This is a genomic window from Aeromonas sp. s1(2024) (assembly GCF_040908005.1).
Lineage (GTDB): Bacteria > Pseudomonadota > Gammaproteobacteria > Enterobacterales > Aeromonadaceae > Aeromonas > Aeromonas caviae.
Genome location: NZ_JBFOCW010000064.1, coordinates 18347 through 36153 on the forward strand (window position 1 = coordinate 18347; position 17807 = coordinate 36153).

Genomic DNA, 17807 nt, shown 5'->3' on the forward strand with positions numbered 1-17807 from the left:
TCCAACCCCCTCCCAGCCTCCCCCTCCACGAGGGGGAGGGGCCATCTTTTCCCACTCCTCAAAGGGAGGGGGCCGAGGGGCTTGCGAGCGCCAAAAAAGAGGCCGACATCGCTGTCGGCCTCTTTGCTTTTTTCATCTCAAGGACGCGTTGGTTACCCCATCACTCCTCTTCGGCCCAGCGGCGTGAGCGTTCCACCGCCTTCTTCCAGCCGCTGTAGCGCTTGGCGCGATCGTCGCGGTCCATCTGCGGAATGAACTCGCGGTCCACGCTGAACTTGTCTTCCAGCTCGTCGGAGCTCTTCCAGAAGCCCACGGCGAGGCCGGCCAGGAAGGCGGCGCCCATGGCGGTGGTCTCGATGCGGGTCGGACGCACCACAGGGGTGTGCATCATGTCGGCCTGGAACTGCATCAGGAAGTCGTTGGCCACGGCGCCGCCGTCCACCTTCAGGGCTGCCAGCTTGATGCCGGAGTCCTGCTGCATGGCATCCAGCACGTCGCGGCTCTGGTAGGCGATGGATTCGAGCGCCGCACGGATGATGTGGTTGCGGTTGGCGCCACGGGTCAGGCCGACCATGGTGCCGCGAGCATACGGATCCCAGTAGGGGGCGCCCAGGCCCACGAAGGCTGGCACCAGGTAGACGCCGTTGGTGTCGCCTACCTTGCTCGCGAAGTAGTCGGTATCGCGGGCATCGTGGATGATCTTGAGCTCATCGCGCAGCCACTGGATGGTGGCACCGCCCATGAAGACCGCCCCTTCCAGTGCGTAGTTCACTTCCCCTTTCGGGCCGATGGCGACCGTGGTCAGCAGGCCGTTGCTGGAGCGAACCGGCTCGGTGCCGGTGTTCATCAGCATGAAGCAGCCGGTACCGTAGGTGTTCTTGGCCATCCCTTTTTCGAAGCAAAGCTGGCCGAACAGGGCGGACTGCTGGTCACCGGCGATACCGGCGATGGGGATGCGGGCGCCGCCGCCACGGGTGGTGTAGCCATAGACCTCGGAGGAGGGTTTGACTTGCGGCAGCATGGAGGCGGGGATGCCCAGCTCGTCCAGCATGCGCTCATCCCACTTCAGGTCGCGGATGTTGTAGAGCATGGTGCGCGAGGCGTTGGTCGGGTCGGTGACGTGCACCTCGCCGTTGGTCATCTTCCACACCAGCCAGGTGTCGATGGTGCCGAACAGCAGCTCGCCGTTCATTGCCTTCTCGCGGGCCCCTTCCACGTTGTCCAGGATCCACTTCACCTTGGTACCGGAGAAGTAGGCATCCAGCACCAGGCCGGTGTTTTCGCGAACGTACTCTTCAAGGCCCCGGGCCTTGAGCTCTTCGCAGATGGCCGCGGTGCGGCGGCACTGCCAGACGATGGCGTTGTAGATGGGTTTGCCGGTGGCCTTTTCCCATACCACTGTGGTTTCACGCTGGTTGGTGATGCCGATGGCGGCGATCTGCTCGCTGTGCAGGCCGCTCTTGGCCAGCACTTCGGTGAAGACGGAGGACTGGGTCGCCCAGATCTCCATGGGGTCGTGCTCGACCCAGCCCGCTTTCGGGTAGTGCTGGGTGAATTCGCGCTGGGAGGTCGCGACGATGTTGGCGTCCTGATCGAAGACAATGGCACGGGAGGAGGTGGTGCCCTGGTCCAGCGCAACGACAAATTTCTTTTCAGCAGACATGATGTTCTCCACGTTTTTATTTTCCACGTTGTTACACGTTGGGGAGGGCCGCTCTCAGGCGGCGGCCTCTTCTTTGTTAGACAGCTTGGCGGCTTCTTCGGTGGCGACGCGGTTGCCCGGGACGCAGGGAGCCAGCACTTTCACATACAGGGCGGTACCGATCTGGGCGCCGACGATGGGGCCAAGGATGGGGACCCAGAAGTAGGGGTTGTCACGACCACCGGTCAGGGCCACGTCACCCCAGCCAGCCACGAAGGCGAACAGTTTGGGGCCGAAATCACGGGCCGGGTTCATGGCAAAGCCGGTCAAGGGGCCGAGTGAGGCGCCGATCACCGCGATCAGGATACCGATGAGCAGGGCGGCGGCGAAGCCTTTGGGGGCGCCGTTGTTGTTGTCACCCAGTGCCATGATGCCCAGCATCAGGACGGCGGTGATCACCATCTCGACCGCGAAAGCCTGCATGTTGGAGAGCAGGGCATTGGGGTAGGTGGAGAAGATGCCTGCGGTGCCGAGGCTCTCGACGCTGCCGCGCACCACGTTGTGGGTCAGCTCCCACTGGGTGAACAGGTTGCTGTAGAGGGCGTAGACCAGGGCGGCGGAGGCGAATGCCCCGGCTATCTGGGCGATGATGAAGGGCACCACCTTGCGCTTGTCAAAGCCGCAGAAGGTCATCAGCGCCAGGGTCACGGCAGGGTTGAGGTGGGCACCGGAGATGCCACCGGTGACATAGATGGCGATGGCGACACCCAGGCCCCAGGTAATGGAGATTTCCCATTGCCCGAAGTTGGCGCCAGCCAGCACCAGGGCGGCCACACAGCCGACGCCGAAGAAGATCAGCAGGCCGGTGCCGATAAACTCGGCGAGGCACTCGCCAAGCAGGGTATTGGGTCTTTGTATGCTCATAGTTGTTATTCCTTATATCCACCCACAGTAGGTTTGATGTTCCGTTTTGTTATCTTTCATTCCCATTCATTGCGCCCGAAAACGTTTCTTCTTGTTTTTTGAGCTTGCGCAAACGTTATGCTCGTTTGCGCTCGTTCTTGGACGAGAGAGAAAATAAACCTTCTGCGTCAATTCACCATACCCCCGCCACCGGAAATGTGGGCAAGATCCCATTCATTGCTAAGAAAATGTGACGAAAAGCAACAGTTGTCGGCCATATTACTCCTTAGTGAGTAGCCAAAAGCCACGCCATGCGTGGGCTGACCCTGGATGCGCGTTCACTCACTGCGTCACAATTTTTGTAATAAAACTGCAATAATTTAGCGCTCATCACAGATTAAATGTTCACAAATGAGCACAATAGGCTCGCTTGCGAATCAAGACGCGTCTGATCGCCGGCATGAGCGGGGCGTCCTCAACCGCCCAGAACAACAATAAAAGGAAGCAGAACATGCTTAGTCTCTTCAGGCCTGCACCCCATATCGACCGGCTGCCGGCCGACAAGGTGGATCCCTTCTACAAACGCATGCGTTGGCAGGTGTTCTTCGGGATCTTCTTCGGGTATGCGGGTTACTACCTGGTACGGAAAAACTTCAGTCTGGCGATGCCCTACCTCATCGAGCAGGGCTTCTCCCGCGGGGATCTGGGTCTGGCCCTCTCCGGCGTCTCCATCGCCTACGGTCTCTCCAAATTCCTGATGGGGAACGTGTCGGACAGATCCAACGCGCGCTACTTCCTCTCCGCCGGTCTGCTGCTCTCGGCAGGCATCATGTTCATGATGGGGACCATGCACTGGGCTACCTCCAGCATTGGCATCATGTTCGTGCTCCTGTTCCTGAACGGCTGGGCACAGGGCATGGGCTGGCCCCCCTGCGGCCGTACCATGGTGCACTGGTGGTCGCAGAAGGAGCGGGGTGAGATCGTCTCGGTCTGGAACGTGGCCCACAACGTAGGCGGCGGCATGATAGGCCCTCTGTTCATCCTCGGCATGGGCTGGTTCAACGACTGGCGCAGCGCCTTCTATGTGCCTGCGGCGGCGGCGGCGGCCATCGCGGTGATCGCCTTCTTCGTGATGCGCGATACCCCGCAGTCGGTCGGTCTACCTCCCATCGAGGAGTACAAGAACGACTACCCGAAGGATTACAACGAAAGCCACGAGCAGGAGTTCTCCGCCAAGGAGATCTTCATGAAGTACGTGCTGCACAACAAGCTGCTCTGGTACATCGCCATCGCCAACGCCTTCGTCTACCTCATCCGTTACGGCGTGCTGGACTGGGCGCCCACCTATCTGAAAGAGGCCAAGGACTTCAGCGTGGATCACTCCTCCTGGGCCTACTTCCTCTATGAGTGGGCGGGGATCCCGGGCACCCTGCTGTGCGGCTGGATCTCCGACAAGATGTTCAACGGCCGCCGTGCCCCGGCAGGCATCCTGTTCATGGTGTTGGTGACCCTCTCCGTGCTGGTCTACTGGTTCAACCCGGCGGGGAACCCGACCATCGACATGATGGCCCTGGTCGCCATCGGCTTCCTCATCTATGGCCCCGTCATGCTGATCGGCCTCTACGCCCTGGAGCTGGCGCCCAAGAAGGCGGCCGGTACCGCGGCGGGCTTCACCGGCCTGTTCGGTTATCTGGGTGGCGCGGTCGCGGCCAACGCCATGCTGGGCTATACCGTTGACCACTTCGGCTGGGACGGCGGCTTCATGGTGCTCACCGTCTCCTGCGTGCTCTCCATCATCCTGCTGGCCATGACCCTCAAGCACGAGAACGAGTCGATTGCCGCCAAGGCGGCTGCCCATAAGGCATAAAACGTGATCCTGCCCTTATCGATTGGAAAAGGGATCAGGTACACTGCCAAAGGCCCCGCACCTGCCGGGGCCTTTTTTCGTCTCATCTGCGGAGTGCAAGCGTGAAGCAAACCCAACGACATCTGGAGATCCTGGACGTCCTGACCCGGCAGGGTTTCGTCTCGACCGACGATCTGGTGACCCATTTTGACGTCAGCCCCCAGACCATTCGCCGGGATCTCAACGATCTCGCCGAACAGAACAAGATCCGGCGCCATCACGGCGGGGCCTCACTGCATTCGAGCACCGTCAACACCGCCTACAGTGCCCGCAAGGTGATGCAGCTCAAGGAGAAGGAGCGCATCGCCCGGGAAGTGGCCGCCAACATCCCCGACGGTTCGTCGCTCTTTATCGACATCGGCACCACCACCGAGGCCATCGCCCGGGCCCTGCTCGACCACCGGGAGCTGCGCGTTGTCACCAACAACCTGAACGTCGCCAGCATCCTGACCGCCAAGGATGACTTCACCGTCATCATCGCCGGCGGCGAAATTCGCAACCGGGATGGCGGCATCGTCGGGGAGGCGACCCGCGACTTCATCGGCCAGTTTCGCATGGACTACGGCGTCATCGGCATCTCGGGCATCGACAGCGACGGTTCCCTGCTCGATTTCGACTATCACGAGGTGAAAATCGCCCAGGCCATCATCGCCCACTCCCGCCAGGTGTTCCTGGCCGCCGACCACACCAAGTTTGGCCGCAACGCCATGGTCAACCTCGGCAACCTCAACCAGATCCACGCCCTGTTCACGGATCAGGAGCCGCCGGAGAAGCTGATGCGACTGATGTCCCAGCATCAGATCGCCTGCCATATCTGCTGAGCTTCCCCGCACAGGCATCAGGCCGCCTCGGGGCGGCCGCTTTTTTTTTCTGCCCCCTCCCGGCCTGCGGCGTCTCCCTTGCGTCGCCTAAGCGGCCAGTTCCTGGCGCTGACACTCCTTCTTTGACCCCCTGATGTTGCCCCCGCACTCGGGCACCCGGTTTGCACCGATGCTAGGCGCCTGCGAGGGATTCACGCCATCGCGTTCATCACCTTGCCCCATGGGCGCCCCCATCCGGGACTCTTTGTTCTCCTCCCTGCCCGAAATGGCTGTTTCCGGCAGACCTTAGCCTTGCCAGGCCGTCACCGACTGGCAGCATTTTTAGCATTGTGAAAACAATCGCGATCACATTTCTCTCACGAAATGTTCGTTTATTGGTTTTTCATGTTCTAATATGAGCGAAATCAAACATTGCTGTCATGGCAAACACAAAATAAGAAAGTAGGTGAACATGAGCGAACATTATGATCTGGTCGTCGTCGGCGGCGGCATCAACGGGGTCGGCATCGCGGCAGATGCGGCGGGGCGGGGGCTGAAGGTGGCGCTGTTCGAGGCGAGCGATCTCGCCTCTGCCACCTCGTCCAACTCCAGCAAGCTGATCCACGGCGGCCTGCGCTATCTCGAACATTACGAATTCCGGCTGGTGAAAGAGGCGCTGGCGGAGCGGGAGGTCCTGCTCGGCATGGCTCCCCACATCGCCCGTCCCATGCGTTTTCGTCTGCCTCATCGCCCGCACCTGCGTCCGGCCTGGATGATCCGAGCCGGTCTCTTCCTTTATGACAACCTGGCCAAGCGGGACAAGCTCAAGGGGAGCTGCGGCCTGCGCTTCCTGCCACAGGACGGTCTCAAGAGCGGCATCAACAAGGGCTTTGAATACTCGGACGCCTGGGTCGACGACGCCCGGCTGGTGGTGCTCAATGCCATGCTGGCGCGGGACAAGGGCGCCGATGTGCAGACCCGTACCCGCTGCGTCAAGGCGGTGCGCGGTTCCAAACACTGGACCCTGACGCTGGAGCGGGAAGGGGGCGAGCAGTTCACCGTCAGCTGCCGTGGTCTGGTCAATGCGGCGGGCCCCTGGGTCAAGACCTTCTATGACGAGAGCCTGAGCGAGAAATCCCCCCGCGGCATTCGCCTCATCAAGGGGAGCCACATGATAGTGCCGCGCATCCATGAGCGCGAAGAGGCCTACATCCTGCAAAACGAGGACAACCGCATCGTCTTCGTCATCCCCTACCAGCAGGACTATTCCCTCATCGGCACCACGGACGTGGAGCACAAGGGCAGCCCGCGGGAAGCCAAGATCAGCGATACCGAGATCAACTACCTGTGCAAGGTGGTCAATGCCCACTTCACCAGGCAGATAAGCCCGGCAGACGTGGTGTGGACCTATGCCGGGGTGCGCCCCCTGTGTGACGACGAGTCCGATTCACCTCAGGCGGTGACCCGAGACTACACGCTCGAGCTCAGTGGTGAATCCGACGGCGCGCCGCTCTTGTCGGTGTTTGGCGGCAAGCTCACCACCTATCGCAAGCTGGCCCAGGCCGCCTGCAACAAGCTCAAGCCCTGGTTCAGCCAGATGGGAGAGGACTGGACCGCCTCCTGCCGGCTGCCCGGTGGCGAGTTCGACTGCTCGGTGCGTGAACTGGCGCGCGCCTTTGCGCTGGAATTCGACTGGCTTGACGATCGCAGCGCCCTGCGCATCGCCGAAGCCTATGGCGCTCATGCCCGCCTCTGGCTGAAGGAGGAGCGCGGCCAGCACTTTGGCGCCGGCCTGTATGAATCCGAAGTGCGCTATCTCATCGCGCGCGAATGGGCCCACTCCCTGGAGGACATCCTGTGGCGCCGCAGCAAGCTGGGGCTGCGCCTGTCGGAATCTGAACAGCAGCAGCTCGGTGCCTGGCTGCTCGAACACCACCACGCCCTGCCCGAAGCCTGCTGATGACCCATGGCGGGCGGCCTTTGCCGCCCGCCGTCAAACAGCAATAAACCCCTGCTATAACAATTACCTGCATCCTACACACCATAACAACGAGACCTCTTGATGAAGCAACCTCACCGTACCCTGATAGCCCTTGGCCTCGGGGCCGCCTTGGCGCTGCCCGTACTGGCGGTCGATGAAGGCAAGATAGTGATCGCTCACCGGGGGGCCTCCGGCTACCTGCCCGAGCACACCCTGGAGTCCAAGGCATTGGCCTATGGCATGGGGGCCGACTATCTGGAGCAGGATCTGGTGATGACCAAGGATGACCAGCTGGTGGTGATGCACGATCACTTCCTCGATGGCATCACCGATGTGGCCGAGCGCTTCCCCGGCCGGGCCCGCCCGGATGGTCGCTACTATGTGGTGGATTTCACCCTGGACGAGGTGCGCTCCCTGCGCATGACCGAGCCGTTCCAGCTGGTGGAGGGCAAGCAGGTGCCGGTCTACCCGGCCCGCTTCCCGCTGTGGAAGTCGAGCTTCAAGATCCATACCTTCCAGGAAGAGATCGAGATGATCCAGGGGCTCAACAAGAGCACCGGCAAGCACATCGGTATCTACCCGGAGATAAAGGCTCCCTGGCTGTTCCGCCACGAAGGCAAGGACATCTCCAGGGCGGTGCTGAACGTGCTCAAGGAGTACGGCTACACCAGCAAGAGCGACAAGGTCTATCTGCAGTGCTTCGATGCCAACGAGCTCAAGCGCATCAACGGCGAGCTGATGCCCGCCATGGGCATGGATCTCAAGCTGGTGCAGCTGATGGCCGAGACCGACTGGAACGAGACCATGGTCTACGACGCCAAGGGCAAGGCGACCCCCTATGACTACGACTGGATGTTCAAGCCGGGGGCCATGAAGACCATAGCCACCTATGCCGAGGGGATAGGTCCCTGGAAACCCATGGTGGTGACCGAGCCGGGTACTCCTGGCAAGCCGGTCTTCACCGGCATGGTGAAAGAGGCCCATGCGGCCGGTCTCAAGGTGCATCCTTATACCTTCCGTCAGGATGAGGGGCAGATCCCGGCCTATGCGAAAGACTTCACCGACCTGCTCAACATCTTCCTCTATCAGGCCGATGTGGACGGGGTATTCAGCGACTTCCCCGACAAGGCGGTCGAGGCTATCAAGGCCCACGGCAAATAATAAAAGAAGAGCAACACGGGAATGCAAGCGGGGCCAGGTGCCCCGCTTTTTTGTGCCCGGCGTCATCGCCGGGATGAGGGGCCATGAGAGGGGGGCAGAGAGATGATATTGAAATGGATGGGTGTAATTAAATGTTTACGATTCGGGGCTGATTTGGCCTCGCGAGTCGCTACTTTTGAGTTGTTTCACTCTGCATTCTTGGTCATTTATCCATCTGTCAGCGTGCAAAGACGCTGGTTTCACTTGATTGTTTGTTTTTCCTTGGTAAGGTGGGGGCGGTTGCGTAACAAAGCGCTGACTTGTGTAAACAAAAATATACGGTCAGCGCCCTTGGCTTGAAACAGTAGAGAGAATGAGAAGATGCAAAGAGATCCCCTGAACAACATCCATATCCAGTCCGAACAAGTGATGATCACGCCTGCCCAGCTCAAGGAGAAACTGCCCATCTCCGATCGCGCGCTGGCATTCGTGCAAGGGGCCCGCAATACCATCGCCGACATCATCCACCGTCGCGATCACCGCTTGCTGGTGATCTGTGGTCCCTGCTCCATCCACGACATGGACGCTGCCAAAGAGTACGCAACCAGACTCAAAGCGCTGCATGACGCCTATCAGGACACTCTCTACATTGTCATGCGGGTCTACTTTGAGAAGCCGCGCACCACAGTCGGCTGGAAGGGCTTTATCAACGATCCGAACCTGGACGGCACCTTTGACGTGGAGCTGGGTCTGCACCGCGCCCGCGAGCTGCTCTGCTGGCTGGCCGAGCTGGAGTTGCCGCTGGCGACCGAGGCGCTCGACCCCATCAGCCCGCAATACCTGGCGGAGCTCTTCTCCTGGTCGGCCATCGGTGCCCGCACCACCGAATCCCAGACCCACAGGGAGATGGCCTCCGGCCTCTCCATGCCGGTCGGCTTCAAGAACGGCACCGACGGCAACCTCGGTACCGCCATCAATGCACTGCAGGCCGCTTCCAGCCCCCACGCCTTCATGGGGATCAACCAGCAGGGTCAGGTCGCGCTGCTGCAGACCCAGGGTAACCCGGATGGTCACGTGATCCTGCGCGGCGGCAAGCACCCGAACTACGACTCGGTCAATGTGTCGCTGGCGGAAGAGGCGCTGGAGAAGGCGGGCCTGCTGCCCGGTCTGGTGGTGGATTGCAGCCACGGCAACTCCAGCAAGGATCACCGGCTGCAGCCCAAGGTGGCCGACAACGTCATTCACCAGATCCAGGAGGGCAACCGCTCCATCATCGGGGTGATGCTCGAATCCAACCTGTTCGAAGGCAACCAGTCCAGCGAGCAGCCCAAGTGCGAGATGCGCTACGGCGTCTCCATCACCGATGCCTGCATCGACTGGGAGACCACGGATGCGCTGCTGGCCCGCTGCCACAGCCAGCTGGCGGCACCACTTTTGGCCAGAACATCGGCATAAGCCGTGGTATCTTGTTGTAACTGATTGAACCATCGAGGTATCACGGCCCACGCAGTGATACCTTGTTGCCTCTTGAACGACAGGGCGTCGCTGCGGGCGGCGCCAGCAGGGACTGGACATGGCGGAAGAGTTGAATGCCCTCAGGGACAAGATAGATGCGGTGGACAAGCAGCTGATTGATCTGCTGGCCGCCCGTCTCGCCCTGGTGGGGGAAGTGGGGGAAGTGAAAAGCCGACACGGCCTGCCCATCTACGCGCCGGATCGGGAGGCGAGCATGCTGGCCCGCCGCCGCGCCGAGGCCGAGGCACTGGGGGTGCCGGGGGACCTTATCGAGGATGTGCTGCGCCGGGTGATGCGCGAGTCCTATATTCTGGAGTCCGCCAGCGACAAGGAGCACCATTTCAAGTGCATGAAGCCTGAGCTCGGCAAGGTGGTGATCATCGGTGGCCAGGGGCAGCTTGGCCGCCTGTTCGGCAACCTGTTCAGCCTCTCGGGCTACCGGGTCGAAACCCTGGGTCAGGCCGATTGGCCGCGCGCCGACGAGATCCTGCACGGCGCCGGGCTGGTGATGGTGGCGGTGCCCATCGACGTCACCTGCGAGGTGATCGACCGGCTCGGCAACCTGCCTGAGAACTGCCTGCTGGTGGACGTGACCAGCGTCAAGAGTGAACCGCTTGCCCATATGCTGGCAGTACACCAGGGGCCGGTGCTGGGGCTGCACCCCATGTTCGGGCCGGACGTGGCGAGCCTCGCCAAGCAGGTGATCGTCTGTTGTCAGGGGCGCGAGCCCGCCGCCAGCCAGTGGCTGCTGGAGCAGATGACCATCTGGGGGGCGCGTTTGCAGCAGGTGGAGGCCAGGGCCCACGACGAGGCAATGACCTTCATTCAGGCGCTGCGCCACTTTGCCACCTTCGCCTACGGCTGGCACCTCTCCCGCGAGCAGGCCAACATCGACCGCCTGCTTGCCTTAAGCTCTCCCATCTACCGGCTGGAGCTGGCCATGGTGGGACGGCTGTTTGCCCAGGATCCCCATCTCTACGCCGACATCATATTGTCGTCGCCCCAGAACCTCGCGATGATCCGCCGCTACTACCAGAACTTCGGCGAGGCGCTTGGGTTGCTGGAGCGGGGAGACAGAGAGGGCTTCATCGAGGCCTTCAGCCAGGTTTCCGGCTTCTTCGGCGAGCGGGCGGAGGAGTTCCTGCGCGAGAGCCGCACCCTGCTGGCCCAGGCCAACGATCGTCGTCATCACGGCTGATGCACAAAGATATCCATACAAAAGGGGCCTGATGGCCCCTTTTTCATGTTGTTTGTGCTGCACCGATAACCACGGCAGATGAAAACACAGGTCTGGGCGTGAAATCGCCCTGTTTCATTCGGCAGACGGTTGACGCAAGTCGGCGTCATGCCAGCCCAGCGGCAGGGTCAGCAGCTGATCGATCAGCTCCCGGCGGTCGGATTTCTCCAGATAGGCGAGGTAGAGCGGGCGGCTCAGGGATTGGCCCCCTTCCACCAGATGAAGCTGCCCCTGCTCCAGGAAGGGGCTCACCATGCGCCTTGGCAGGTAGGCTGCGCCGCCGTTGGCCAGCACGAATTGCAGGGCCATGCTGGCGGAGCTCGAATGCAGCACGGGGGTCTTCTGCAGGCTCTGCAACCGGCTCGATGGCGGTTCGAAGCTGGTGCCCCAGTCGAGATGAATGTGGGGCATCTGCATCAGGCTGTCGGCGTTTGCGGCTGGCTCCCGGCTCACCAGTTCGAATACCAGCTCGCCGATGGGGTGCAGGGCAATCTCGTCGATCTTGGTCGGCTCGGAGAGCAGGGCCAGATCGAGGGAGCGCTCCAGCAACTGGCGACAGAGGTGCTCGCGGGAGGCGGTTTCGAGGCGCACCGCGAGGCCGGGGGCCAGGGCATAGACATGGTTCAGCCAGTCGTTGAAGTCGAGCTCCCAGAAGACGGCGGGGGCGCCGATGGCAAGCTGCTGGCTAAAACCGGGGGAGAGGGCCACGTCCTGCTTGGCGCGCCCCAAAGTATGCAGAATGGCGTCTGCGTAGGGCAGCAGACGCTCACCGGAGGCAGTCAGGCGGATGTTGTTGCGATGACGGGCAAACAGGCTGACCCCGAGTTGCTGCTCGAGCTGGCGGATCCGGAAGCTCACCGCCGACTGGGTCAGGTAGAGATTTTCAGCCGCCCGGCCAAAGTGCCGGGTCTTGCTGACCTCGATGAAGGTCCGAAGCAGCTCGGTATCCATTAATCGAGGGACTCGTCGCTGCCGCCACCGCCGCCTTCAAAGCTGCCACCAGCATCTTCATTGGCGCCGCCTGCGACGGTGCACAGACGGTGCACGCGCTTGGGACCAATCACCTTCAGGTATTTGAACCACACCTTGGCGTGGGGGTTGTTGCCGGCTGCGCCGGATTTGACCTGTTCGATAAAGGCACTTTCTACGTCATCGCGCGGGGCCAGGTTGCCCTGATAGAGCGCCAGCATCACGGTGCCATATTTTTCCAGACTGTCCGCTTCTGCCACGGTGAATTCGCCACTGCGACGCAGGCCACGGGGAAAATGTTTGAAGTCGTTGAAACGCTTGTCTGATTCGAAGCTCATAGTGCTCTTGTTCTGGTTAGTTTGACCTTTGCGGGCAAGTATCATCAGGCCGTCGCAGAGTGCAAAATCAATTTTCTTACTATGTTAATAAATATCTTTTATCGAACAGGGTTTGTCGCATCCCGAGGGGGCATTTTGCGGTGCGCTGCACAAAAAAGCCTGAAAAATAGTGGAGTTATGTCAGATTTTGTACAGGAAAAACCGCTCAAAAACGGGCTCGGAAGCTAAAAATAAGGCGCCGTATGGCGCCTTTTTGTCATCATGACTGAGCTGAACCCGAGTGCGCGGCACTCACTCAATCATGGCTGGCTGTGCCAGGTTGTCGGCACGCCACAGACGATAGCGCACCTCATACTCCTGGGGCACATAGATGACGAAGGGCAGCTTGGAGTTGTAGTTCACGAAGAAGCCCTGACCGTAGATCTGGACGAAACTCTCCTTCTTCTGGCCGTCCGGGCAGGCCATCAGGGTGCTGACGGGGCCGGTGACCTGGCCCAGAGTCAGGTAGTTGTAACCCCAGCCCTTGACGCTGTGCTGTTCCAGATTGCCCGCGAAGCGGGGCAGGTTGCAGTCGACCAGCATCTTCTTGCCGACTTGCAGCTCGACCATCATGTCGGCTTCGTTCTCGACTTCCGGCAGACGGATCACGACACGTTCCTGGTTCACTTCGGCGGCAGGGAACATGCTGATATCAAATTTTTTCGGTTCGGCGGCGAAGGCATGGCCACCCAATAACAAGGCGCCCAGCAGGCTAAAACGCAACACGGTTTTCATCTGTACCTCTTGGGATTGGTTCAACGCCGCTAGACTAACCGCTCTGCCGGTTTCATGCCAGCGCTGCGGCGTGCAAAACCGCCCTGAACAGGCATCACATGACGCAATTTGATGCTTTTTTGACGGCCAGGGTCACCTTGGCGCTTCTTGCCTCGTGTCAAACAGGGGGCCGGGTGGCCCCCATGGCCAGGCTGTCACCTCACCAGCAGAACCTGTTTCGCCCAAGAGCGGGGGGCGCGCTGGGCGACGGAGCCGCTGGTGATGTCCAGGTAGGCGACGCCCTGAAGGGCCGGCACCGGGGTGGAGGACCAGAGATAGACATAGCCGTCGTTCACCTCCTTGCCATCCCCGGCCATGGCGCGGGGGAAGATGGTTTCGTTCAATGCCGGTTTGTAACAGGCGGACTCCAGAATGCTGGCGAGCTCTTTGATGGTGGGCAGGCGCCAGTCGTGATGACCACCAAAGCCATACAGGGCGTGGCTAGGTTCGGTACGGATCCGTTCCGCCGTCTGCAGTGCCTGTTGCCAGTAGAGGCGGGTGGGTTCCCCCTCGCAGCTCTGGTTGCGCCAGATCTGGCCGAGCTGGCAGCGCATCCAGGTCAGACCGGTGCCCCTGTCGGTGACGGTGCCGTTGCCGTGATCCTGGAAACGGGCGGTGGGACTGGTACGGGGCAGGGCGTCGTCGCAGATGGCGATGGCCAGTGCCAGGGGGCTGCACAGGGTGAGCAGCAGGGTCAGAAGATACTTGTTCATCGGGTTACCTCGGCCACCAGGCGCAGTTGCAGACCGTTGGCGTCATTGCTGTTTTGAACTGGGGTGGGATAGTCGGCACCGGCGTCCTCGCCGAGGAAGATGTGGGCGATGGCGCTCAGAGGCGCGCTCTCCAGCCGGCGGGACGGGGTCAGGGTCTGGCTCCAGTAATAGCCATCGAAGCCATTGAGTCCGGTGCCGACATCGGGGAAGTAGCGCACATCCAGGGTGACGAGCTGGCCATCCTGGCGGGCGAGGGAGCCGTAGTGCTGCAAACTCATCAGCTCACGGGCGTGGGGCAGGCGCCAGTGGGTGATGCCGCACAGTTGCTGTGCATTGAGCCACTGACGGTACTGCTCCGTGGTGCAGATGGCCTCCCCCTCGGGACAGGCGTAATCCCGCTCCTCCTGGGTCGGGTGATAGTCGTCGAACTCCCAGGCGAAGGTGCGGTGCAGATCCCTCGGACTGTCCGGATCCGCCAGCTTCTTCTCCCAGACGAGGCCGGTGTTGAGATCCTCCACGCACTCCCACTCGTCGGCATTGTCCGCCAGGGGTTGCCCCTTGCCGTCCAGCTTGCGATAGCGCAGGGGCGCCTGGCCCAGGCTCGCCTCCTGGCCCGGGTGATCCGCAGGCTCCTGGGTCAGCAGATAATCCACCCCGTCCGTGTAGGTGGTGACGCCACCTGCGGTCACCAACGCCCGGGGTTGCTGCTGCATCAGCACGGCGGCGAGTCTGGCCTGCTGGCTCAGTAGCTCGGGGCTTGCGGCAAAGTGCCGGGCGAGCTCGGGCAGCAGGGTGACCAGCCCCTGCCAGATCTGCTGGCGGCGTTCGCTGGCGGCAAAGGTGGGCAGGGTGGCCTTGTCATCTAAGGCGGCGAGGGCCAGCTCGGCGAGGGCGCGGTTGAAGTCGCCCAGCTGCGCCAGTGCCGCCAGATCTGGGCCGGGGTGAAGGGGGGCCAGGGCGAGCAGCACGTCCGTCAGGGCCTGAGCCGGTGGCAGCCCGTCCGAGATACGCGTCTGCAGCAGGGTGCTGAGGGGGCTGGGGGTGAGGTGCTGGTTGTCCTGGCGAGCCGCCGGGTGGGCCAGGGGCAGGGCGGCGGGATCCGCCGGAATGAACAGCAGGGGAGTGGTGAGCAGATCAGGGTGGCGCCGGGTCAGGGAGTGGGCGCCGGCCTCGCCGCTGACGGCGGGCTCATTGGCTTCGCAGCCGTCGTTCTGGTTCAGGTTGATGCACAGGGTGCCCGCAGCGGGCAGGCTGACCGTCAGGCGGTAGTCCGGCGCGGTCAGGGGTGCCTCGTCCGAACCGCCGCCACAGGCGCTGAGCAGGGGGGCCAGCAGGCAGACGATCGGGGTCATTCTCATGGTCATGGTGTGTCCTTGGAGGGGCCTTGGCCCCTCTCTTCTTTATATAGGGAGAGTCAGCGGCGACGCAGACAGCGCCACAGGGCCAGCGGCAGCAGCCAGAGCAGGGAGAAGGTCCCCCCGCCACTGCTGTCCGAGGTATCGAAGCGGATGATGCCGTCATCCGGCACGGGCACGGTGTTGCCGCACTGGGCGCCGGTACGCTGACTGATGCTCCACCCGTTCAGGAGACCCTGATTGCCCGGTTTGCTGTCCACCACCTCCAGGGTCCAGCGACCGGCCAGGGGTTCTCCTTCGAAGGCGCTGAAGGGTTGCAGGGACTGCAACTCGGTGGGGAAGACCCCTTTCAGGCTCGGCAGGGGGCTGTAACCCTTGTCCCAGATCTGGACCCGGGTGCCGGCGGGGGAGCTGAGCCAGATCTCCAGCTCATCCAGCGCCTCGTGCTGCAGATCCAGGCTCAGTTGCAGCCTGTCGCTCACACGGGCATCGCTCTTCTCCAGCAGCAGGCTGGTTTCGCTCAGGCCGCGCACCTCCTCGCTCTGGGCATCGTTCAGTCGCTGTGACCGACCACTGGCCCGGCTGATGACGGGGGTGCCGATGGGCAGGGTCAGGGATTGCTGCCACTGGCGCTCGGTGGGGCTGGTACCGCTCATGGCGAGATTCACCGAGAGGCTCGCCTCGTCGCCGCAGGCGAGCGGGCTCTGGGCCAGCAGGCGCAGGGTGGTGGTCATGCTGGCACCGGCGGCCAGAGTCGCTGGTTGCCAGTTGTCAGGATCGGCCTGCAACCCGGTTGGCAGGGTGAGGGCCAGCTCGTTGAGGGTCACTTCCCCCTTGCCCGGGTTGCTGAGGGTCAGCTGCACCGATTGGCGCCGCCCCAGCGGGATGGCGCTCCCCTCGGCGAGGGCGATATTGACGGGAGCTTGCAGCAGCCCGTGCTGGCGAAATGCCTGCTCCAGCAGACGGGCATAGGCTCGCGTCGGGTAGAGACGGGCGGCGGTATCCACGGTGATCCGGGCCAGTTGCGGCATGCGAATAGCCGGCCCCAGGCCGAAGTGGGATTCGATGATGACGCGATCAAACTCGTCCCTGGCCGCCTCGCCGTGCTCGGCCACCGCTGTCAGCAGGGCCTGGAACAGCGGGGTGCCCCAGAGCTGATCCCCGTTGCTGCCGTTGATGGTGCGGTGGGCGGGGTATCGGTAGTCCGGATGGTAGCGGGCGCGCAGATCGTCGAGCTGGCGCGGGGTGCGGTCGGTGAAGCGGGCATCCCAGTTGAACACCATGGCGGGTTCGAACTGGCGACCGGCTTCGCTGCGCTGGCGATGACTGGCGGCCAGGTAGTCGCCAAAGCCCTCGCCGATGGCCCCCCAGTCTCCCTCTTCCCCGAGATCCGGCAGGATGTGGTGCTGCACCCCGTGGCCGAACTCGTGCCAGATGACCATGGGATCCTCGGCATCGGGCACGCCGCTGCGACCCAGCTCCAGCCTGCGTTCGAACGGATCGTAGAGGGAGTTGTCCTGATAGCCCGCGTCCGTGTCGATGTCGAGCGCCCCGGGGATGAGATCGGTGAAGCCGAGCGCCTTGAGGTGGCGCTGGGCGAGATCCAGATGGTAGTAGGCGTTGATGTCCGCAAAGCCGCGATCGTCACGGGTCAGGCGAAAACCCTGCACGTCACTGCTGCTGTAGGGGGCCGATTCGGGGGCCATGACATCCACCACCCTGGCATGGGGGCCGCTCAGGCGATACTGCCCGGCTTGCAGGCTCACCGGCAGGGGAACCGGATCCTGGTAGGCGGCCTGTGCCAGCACCAGCGCGTCGTGCCAGACCAGGCTGGCGTCCTGCAGGCGGGTGCGGGGATCGGGGTCGAACACCCGGGCCTGAACCTGCATATCGCCTGCGTCGGCGACATGCAGAGGGCGGGTAGTTGCCTGATCCCCGAGACGGCCAAGCTCCTGCTCCCCGTCGCAACGGGCAAACAGCTGCACCTGGCTGGCCTTGGCATTGCCAGCCTTGTGCTCGCGCACCCGCTGGCGCAGGGCAGGCACCAGGGTATCGCCGTCTCGCCAGTACCAGGCTTCGACCGGCCCCAGCGTCTCTATCTGGTTGTCGTCGGTGCGCAGGGTGGCGAGCAGGGGATCCAGGGTGCCGCTGGCATCGCAGCCGGGCGCTGTGCTCTGCAAGGGGCGCAGGTTGTGGTAGAGGCGCCAGGGGCGGCCGTCCCCGTCGACACTGACGGCGGCCTGGGTGGCGGCCACCGGCAGGCCGTTCACCAGCTGGCGAAAGCTGTAATGGTGGCCGAGCAGGCTGGCCCTGTCGTAGTCGGGGGCGAGGAGCACACCGAGGCGCTGCTCGAGCCAGCGCTTCGGCGTCGTGGTCAGGGGTTGTTCATCGACAAACTGCAGATCGGCCGCCAGCAGCGGCGATGAGATCAGGGTTGCCGCCAGCCAGAGGGCCAGGGAAGAGGGTTTCATGGTTCACTCCAGAAAAAGAGGGCA

At 62.5% G+C, this 17807-nt stretch carries 14 protein-coding genes; 6 read left to right on the forward strand and 8 right to left on the reverse strand.

The window, feature by feature from the left end; all coding sequences use genetic code 11:
- Nucleotides 1-160: 160 nt before the first annotated feature.
- Entirely contained in the window at nucleotides 161-1663 is a 1503-nt protein-coding gene (gene glpK / locus AB5Y70_RS15340) for a glycerol kinase GlpK (protein ID WP_043155270.1), read from the reverse strand.
- Between the two features lie 54 nt (nucleotides 1664-1717).
- Nucleotides 1718-2566, reverse strand: coding sequence for an MIP/aquaporin family protein (locus AB5Y70_RS15345; RefSeq protein WP_039038615.1), 849 nt, complete (start codon nucleotides 2564-2566; stop codon nucleotides 1718-1720).
- Between the two features lie 490 nt (nucleotides 2567-3056).
- On the opposite strand from AB5Y70_RS15345, the gene glpT reads away from it, so the two are divergent.
- The 6 genes from glpT to tyrA all read left to right on the forward strand — a co-directional run bounded on the left by glpT (nucleotide 3057) and on the right by tyrA (nucleotide 11085).
- Complete coding sequence (glpT, locus tag AB5Y70_RS15350; protein WP_010674232.1) at nucleotides 3057-4412, forward strand: glycerol-3-phosphate transporter; 1356 nt, start codon at nucleotides 3057-3059, stop codon at nucleotides 4410-4412.
- 101 nt (nucleotides 4413-4513) lie between these two features.
- The gene (locus AB5Y70_RS15355) at nucleotides 4514-5272 is read left to right on the forward strand and encodes a DeoR/GlpR family transcriptional regulator (protein WP_010674233.1); all 759 of its coding nucleotides are present in this window, start codon (nucleotides 4514-4516) and stop codon (nucleotides 5270-5272) included.
- Between the two features lie 451 nt (nucleotides 5273-5723).
- Nucleotides 5724-7211: a glycerol-3-phosphate dehydrogenase gene (gene glpD / locus AB5Y70_RS15360; RefSeq protein WP_161646979.1), complete on the forward strand. Its 1488-nt coding sequence runs from the start codon at nucleotides 5724-5726 to the stop codon at nucleotides 7209-7211.
- A 102-nt stretch (nucleotides 7212-7313) separates the two neighbouring features.
- Nucleotides 7314-8393 (forward strand): glycerophosphodiester phosphodiesterase, encoded by a 1080-nt coding sequence (gene glpQ / locus AB5Y70_RS15365; protein ID WP_161648204.1) that lies wholly within the window; start codon nucleotides 7314-7316, stop codon nucleotides 8391-8393.
- 360 nt (nucleotides 8394-8753) lie between these two features.
- Entirely contained in the window at nucleotides 8754-9827 is a 1074-nt protein-coding gene (locus tag AB5Y70_RS15370; RefSeq protein ID WP_103259857.1) for a 3-deoxy-7-phosphoheptulonate synthase, read from the forward strand.
- Nucleotides 9828-9945: 118 nt separating this feature from the next.
- The gene (gene tyrA, locus AB5Y70_RS15375) at nucleotides 9946-11085 is read left to right on the forward strand and encodes a bifunctional chorismate mutase/prephenate dehydrogenase (protein ID WP_049636195.1); all 1140 of its coding nucleotides are present in this window, start codon (nucleotides 9946-9948) and stop codon (nucleotides 11083-11085) included.
- Nucleotides 11086-11199: 114 nt separating this feature from the next.
- Here tyrA and hdfR read toward each other — a convergent pair whose 3' ends face one another.
- From hdfR to AB5Y70_RS15405, 6 genes are all read right to left on the reverse strand, one after another.
- Nucleotides 11200-12075, reverse strand: a complete 876-nt coding sequence (gene hdfR / locus AB5Y70_RS15380) for an HTH-type transcriptional regulator HdfR (protein ID WP_161648203.1) — start codon at nucleotides 12073-12075, stop codon at nucleotides 11200-11202.
- On the reverse strand, nucleotides 12075-12431 hold the full coding sequence (locus AB5Y70_RS15385) for a DUF413 domain-containing protein (protein ID WP_010674239.1): 357 nt from the start codon (nucleotides 12429-12431) through the stop codon (nucleotides 12075-12077). The genes hdfR and AB5Y70_RS15385 overlap by 1 nt, the downstream gene beginning before the upstream one ends.
- 291 nt (nucleotides 12432-12722) lie before the next feature.
- Complete coding sequence (gene eco, locus AB5Y70_RS15390) at nucleotides 12723-13205, reverse strand: serine protease inhibitor ecotin (RefSeq protein ID WP_010674240.1); 483 nt, start codon at nucleotides 13203-13205, stop codon at nucleotides 12723-12725.
- Nucleotides 13206-13399: 194 nt separating this feature from the next.
- Nucleotides 13400-13957: a DUF1566 domain-containing protein gene (locus AB5Y70_RS15395; protein ID WP_039038621.1), complete on the reverse strand. Its 558-nt coding sequence runs from the start codon at nucleotides 13955-13957 to the stop codon at nucleotides 13400-13402.
- Nucleotides 13954-15321, reverse strand: coding sequence for a DUF1566 domain-containing protein (locus AB5Y70_RS15400; protein WP_161646977.1), 1368 nt, complete (start codon nucleotides 15319-15321; stop codon nucleotides 13954-13956). The genes AB5Y70_RS15395 and AB5Y70_RS15400 overlap by 4 nt, the downstream gene beginning before the upstream one ends.
- A 50-nt stretch (nucleotides 15322-15371) precedes the next feature.
- Nucleotides 15372-17783, reverse strand: coding sequence for a proprotein convertase P-domain-containing protein (locus AB5Y70_RS15405; RefSeq protein ID WP_161648202.1), 2412 nt, complete (start codon nucleotides 17781-17783; stop codon nucleotides 15372-15374).
- Nucleotides 17784-17807: the final 24 nt, after the last annotated feature.

Coding starts and splice junctions, on each gene's coding strand:
- glpK (WP_043155270.1), bottom strand. CDS start 1,663: ATGTCTGCTGAAAAGAAATTTGTCGTTGCGCTGGACCAGGGCACCACC.
- glpT (WP_010674232.1), top strand. CDS start 3,057: ATGCTTAGTCTCTTCAGGCCTGCACCCCATATCGACCGGCTGCCGGCC.
- AB5Y70_RS15395 (WP_039038621.1), bottom strand. CDS start 13,957: ATGAACAAGTATCTTCTGACCCTGCTGCTCACCCTGTGCAGCCCCCTG.
- glpD (WP_161646979.1), top strand. CDS start 5,724: ATGAGCGAACATTATGATCTGGTCGTCGTCGGCGGCGGCATCAACGGG.
- AB5Y70_RS15400 (WP_161646977.1), bottom strand. CDS start 15,321: ATGACCATGAGAATGACCCCGATCGTCTGCCTGCTGGCCCCCCTGCTC.
- AB5Y70_RS15385 (WP_010674239.1), bottom strand. CDS start 12,431: ATGAGCTTCGAATCAGACAAGCGTTTCAACGACTTCAAACATTTTCCC.
- AB5Y70_RS15370 (WP_103259857.1), top strand. CDS start 8,754: ATGCAAAGAGATCCCCTGAACAACATCCATATCCAGTCCGAACAAGTG.
- tyrA (WP_049636195.1), top strand. CDS start 9,946: ATGGCGGAAGAGTTGAATGCCCTCAGGGACAAGATAGATGCGGTGGAC.
- eco (WP_010674240.1), bottom strand. CDS start 13,205: ATGAAAACCGTGTTGCGTTTTAGCCTGCTGGGCGCCTTGTTATTGGGT.
- hdfR (WP_161648203.1), bottom strand. CDS start 12,075: ATGGATACCGAGCTGCTTCGGACCTTCATCGAGGTCAGCAAGACCCGG.
- AB5Y70_RS15405 (WP_161648202.1), bottom strand. CDS start 17,783: ATGAAACCCTCTTCCCTGGCCCTCTGGCTGGCGGCAACCCTGATCTCA.
- AB5Y70_RS15345 (WP_039038615.1), bottom strand. CDS start 2,566: ATGAGCATACAAAGACCCAATACCCTGCTTGGCGAGTGCCTCGCCGAG.
- glpQ (WP_161648204.1), top strand. CDS start 7,314: ATGAAGCAACCTCACCGTACCCTGATAGCCCTTGGCCTCGGGGCCGCC.